At 70.1% G+C, this 3702-nt stretch carries 4 protein-coding genes and 1 pseudogene; 2 read left to right on the top strand and 3 right to left on the bottom strand.

The genetic code is table 11. From position 1 onward, the window contains the following. A partial coding sequence (locus AC27KI_RS20575; protein ID WP_487115565.1) for an ADP-dependent NAD(P)H-hydrate dehydratase occupies positions 1 to 494 on the top strand: 494 nt, incomplete at its 5' end. 168 nt (positions 495 to 662) lie between these two features. Next, entirely contained in the window at positions 663 to 845 is a 183-nt protein-coding gene (locus AC27KI_RS20570) for a hypothetical protein (RefSeq protein WP_272568478.1), read from the top strand. Positions 846 to 928: 83 nt separating this feature from the next. Here the strand turns inward: AC27KI_RS20570 and AC27KI_RS20565 are convergent, their stop codons facing one another. From AC27KI_RS20565 to AC27KI_RS20555, 3 genes and pseudogenes are all read right to left on the bottom strand, one after another. Further along, positions 929 to 1621, bottom strand: a complete 693-nt coding sequence (locus tag AC27KI_RS20565) for a hypothetical protein (RefSeq protein ID WP_487115563.1) — start codon at positions 1619 to 1621, stop codon at positions 929 to 931. After that, positions 1618 to 2626 (bottom strand): annotated as a pseudogene (locus AC27KI_RS20560) (MlaD family protein). The gene AC27KI_RS20565 and the pseudogene AC27KI_RS20560 overlap by 4 nt, the downstream one beginning before the upstream one ends. Positions 2627 to 2770: 144 nt before the next feature. Beyond that, positions 2771 to 3574: an MlaE family ABC transporter permease gene (locus AC27KI_RS20555; RefSeq protein ID WP_284398774.1), complete on the bottom strand. Its 804-nt coding sequence runs from the start codon at positions 3572 to 3574 to the stop codon at positions 2771 to 2773. Positions 3575 to 3702: the final 128 nt, after the last annotated feature.

The raw sequence follows: 3702 nt of genomic DNA, 5'->3' as shown, positions 1-3702 counted from the left end.
AGGCGCACCGCCTGGTGCTGGATGCGGATGCGCTCAATGCCGTGGCGGGCGACCCGTCCCTGGCGAAGGCGCTGCGCGATCGCGCGGCGCAGCCGGGCCGGCACACCGTGCTCACGCCCCACCCGCTGGAAGCGGCCCGGCTCCTGGCGGTGGACACGCCAGGCGTGCAGGCCGACCGGCTGGCTGCGGCGTCCCGGCTGGCGGACCAATTCGGCTGCGCGGTGGTGCTCAAGGGTTCGGGCAGCGTGATCGCGGCCGCGGGGCAAACGCCCTGCATCAATCCGACCGGCAACGCACGCCTGGCAACGGGCGGCACGGGGGATGTGCTGGCGGGACTGGTGGGTGCGCGGCTGGCCGCGGCGTCCGACGCGCCGAGCGCCGCCTTCGATGCGGCCATGGCAGCCTGCTGGATGCACGGCGAGGTGGCGGACCAATGGCCTGACGGCACCGCCTTGACGGCGTCGGCGCTTGCCCGGCGGCTGACGCCTGGGTGAATGGAGCCCAAAACCGTTGACTTGCGTCAACGGAGCGCAACCAACCGTAACTGTCGTCGCAACAGCCTTCCAAAAGGCCTTGTCTGACAGACCCGGCCCGAAGGCAAGCGGTGTAATGCGTTCACTCCCACCGCCGTGCAGGCCCCACCCCTTTTGAAGGACTCTGTCATGAAACGCAAAATCCACTCCGGAACCCGCGCTTTCGCAGCCTTTACGGTGACAGTGCTTCTCGCGGTGGCTGCCACCGCCATGACGCTGGTACCGGACGAGGCGGTGCAGGCCGCCGACTCGCTGGTGAATCTGCCGGGCAACCTCGAGCAGATTCTTCCCGCGGAATCGTTCCTCAACTGAGTCCGGCGTCCCGGCACGGCGCGGGCCGGGGCAGTCCCCTGAATCTCCGCGCCATCCCCCTTTGGCCCCTTTGGGTTTCTGCGTCAGCGCTTTTCAGCGCTGAGCCCCTGTTCCAGCACCGACAACCGCCTGCGGGCGGCGGCAGCGGCGGGCCCATCGCCCCTTTGATCGGCACGCTGCGCCGCCAGGGTCAGCCAGGCCAGCAACGGCCGTCGCCACCCCTGCGCGGAGGCGGCCTCCACGGCGGAGTCGACCACCTGCGGCGTCTCCCGGCCGGTTTTCACCCACACCCCCGCGGCCACCAGGCGCGACAACGGATCGTCCAGGCCGGCTTGCGCAGGCGGGCCGCCCGCCCAGGCGCTGCGCTGCGGCTCAGGCAGGTGGGTAGCGGCGGTGCTGTCGATGGTGCCGGCCAGGTAATCGGCATAGGCCTGGTCCTGCGGCGCGGCGTCGGCACGCAGGGCATCGAAGGCCGTGCACGGCTCGACCACCAGGCTGGCGACCTGGGCGGCGCAGCGCATGAGTTCCACGCGCGCCAGCAGGTCGGGCCGCCCCGTGCGGGCGACTTCCGCCCGGGCCCGGTCCCACTCCAGCTGCGCGATGCGGGGCTCGCCCGACAGGTATGCCTCGGTGGCCTTGCGGGCCGCGCCGTGGGCATTCATCTGCCATTGCGGCGTGGGCGGCTTGGCCGCGCAGGCCCAAAGGGCCAGGCAGGGGAGCAGCGCGGCGGCACGCAACACCGGTGTGCGCAGCGGGGAAGACAGCAGGGATTTCATGGCAGCTTGAGTTCCGTGTCGCGCGCAAACGGCCATTTGCGCTGGATGTCGTTGACCAGGCCCTCCACCTTGCGCAGGTTGCTCTCCACTTCGGCCCGCAAGCTGCCCAGATCGGTGGTGGCTTCTCGCGCGTTGGCGCCGATGGCCTGGGCTTCGGCCAGCACGGCATCGACCTTTTTCAGGCTCTGGCGCGTGTCGGCCAGCAGGCCGTTGAGCTGCACCACCGTGGCCCGCACCTCGGGCACGAGCCCCGGATCGCCGGCCGCCCCGAACACCTGCCGGTCGGCCTTGGCGGCCATGCCGTCGATGCGCGCCAGCAGCTGGTTGGTGCGGTCCAGCGTGGCGGTGATCTTTTTTGGCATCCGCCTCGCTGCCCATGAGCACGTTGAGCGCCCCGCCCGGCGCGTTCAGCCGCTCGGTCAGCGTGCGCACGTTGGACAGCGTGCCGCCCAGCGCGGCGTCCTGGGCCGTCATCGCCTGCAGGTTGGACAGCAGTTCGCGCGCCGAGGCCATGAGCTGCGGGATCTCGGCCGTGGCATCGCCGCGCAGCACGGGGCGCTCGGCGCCGTCGGCCAGCAGCGGGTCGGTAAGGATGCCGCTGTAGGCCTTGATGGTGGTGCCGCCCACGATGCCGCGCACCAGCGTGAAGACGCTGGACTCGCGCAGCCAGTGCGCGTCCTTGCGCGGCACGTCGATCAGGATGCGCACGTTGCCGTCGGGCGAGAGCTCGATGCCGCGCACCCGCCCGATCGGGAAGCCTGAAAACGTCATGTCCATGCCCACCACCACGCCCTCGGAGTCGTCGGCCGTGAGCACCAGGCGCTGCGTGGGCTCGAACACGCCGCGTGCATACAGCAGATAGAACGCCGAGCCCACGATGAGCGCCAGCGTGAACAGGAGCAGCGCCGCGGCCTTGCGCTCCAGGTTCGCCACCGGGCGCTGGGCTTCGAGCAGCGCCTCGCTGGCGGCATCGTCCGCTTCGTGGGAAGGGGGCCGCTCAGCCATGGTGCGCACCGCCGTGGGCCCGCGGGCCGAAAGCGCCGGCGGGGAAGGTCTCTGGGTCGGGCATGAAAGCGTTTCCTCGGTGAGGCCACGGCGCGCAGCGCGGGCCATGGCCGGTGTCGGTCGTGGTATGGGTCACGGAACGGGTTAGTAGTAATTGCCCAGCAGGGACGCGACTTCGATCAGCAGCAGCACGGCGAACATGCGCGCGAGCCCGCCCAGTTCGGAGCCGTGGCGGCCCCGGCCGTCGCCGTTTTCGTAGAGCCCCGCCGCCATGGGAATGAGGGCCACGGCGAGGCTGAAGAACAGGGTTTTCAGCACGAACACCAGCGTGACGGCCGGCGTGAACACCTGGCCGAACATGCGCGTGTAGCTCGGCAGCCCCGCGGTGTTGAGCCCATACACCCCGAAATAGGCCATGGCGAGCGCGACCACGCACGACAGCGCCGCAAGCGTGATGCTGGCGTAGATGCCGGCCACCACCCGGGGCAGCAGCTCCACGCGTATCGGGTCGGCGCCGTGCCGGCGCAGGCTGTCCAGGCGGCCGGCCTGGCGCATGAGGGCGAGCTGGGTGCCGTTGGGGATGGTGGTGCGCATGGCGACGAACAGCGCGGCGGTGAGCGGGATCAGCTCCAGCACCAGCACGCGGATGACCATCTCCAGCGCGTAACGCGACAGGCCGTAGCTCAGCGCCGTGACGACGACGATGCGGGTGATGACCAGGCTGACCAGCGCCGCCAGCACCGTGAACCCCAGCAGGATGGGCGCCGTGTCCTGGTACATGTGCCGCGCGAGCCGCCAGCGCGTGGCGCGCCCGTAGCTGGACGGCGAAAGCATGAGCACCAGCGCCACCGACCCGAGGTGCACGATGCGCCACCAGGCCACCGCCCAGCCGCGCGCGGCGCGCCAGATGCGGTCGATCAGCGAGGGGGATGGCAGGCCGGCAATCATGCGGCCATCATAGTGGACGGGCCAGCGACGATGCGTAACAAAATTGGCCTCCAGCGCATATTCCACTAGGGCATTATCGCTACAAATTCAATAGCATCACTGTTTTTGAGCAGATGGGCATGCACGCG

The sequence above is a fragment of the Acidovorax sp. KPB24-03 genome (assembly GCF_057546605.1).
The sequence above is the reverse complement of the archived record's forward strand: the minus strand, read 5'-3'. Positions and strand labels throughout refer to the sequence as shown.

What these genes read in the sequence shown, in the direction of transcription:
- AC27KI_RS20565 (WP_487115563.1), bottom strand. Translation starts at nt 1,621, where the DNA reads ATGAAATCCCTGCTGTCTTCCCCGCTGCGCACACCGGTGTTGCGTGCC.
- AC27KI_RS20555 (WP_284398774.1), bottom strand. Translation starts at nt 3,574, where the DNA reads ATGATTGCCGGCCTGCCATCCCCCTCGCTGATCGACCGCATCTGGCGC.
- AC27KI_RS20570 (WP_272568478.1), top strand. Translation starts at nt 663, where the DNA reads ATGAAACGCAAAATCCACTCCGGAACCCGCGCTTTCGCAGCCTTTACG.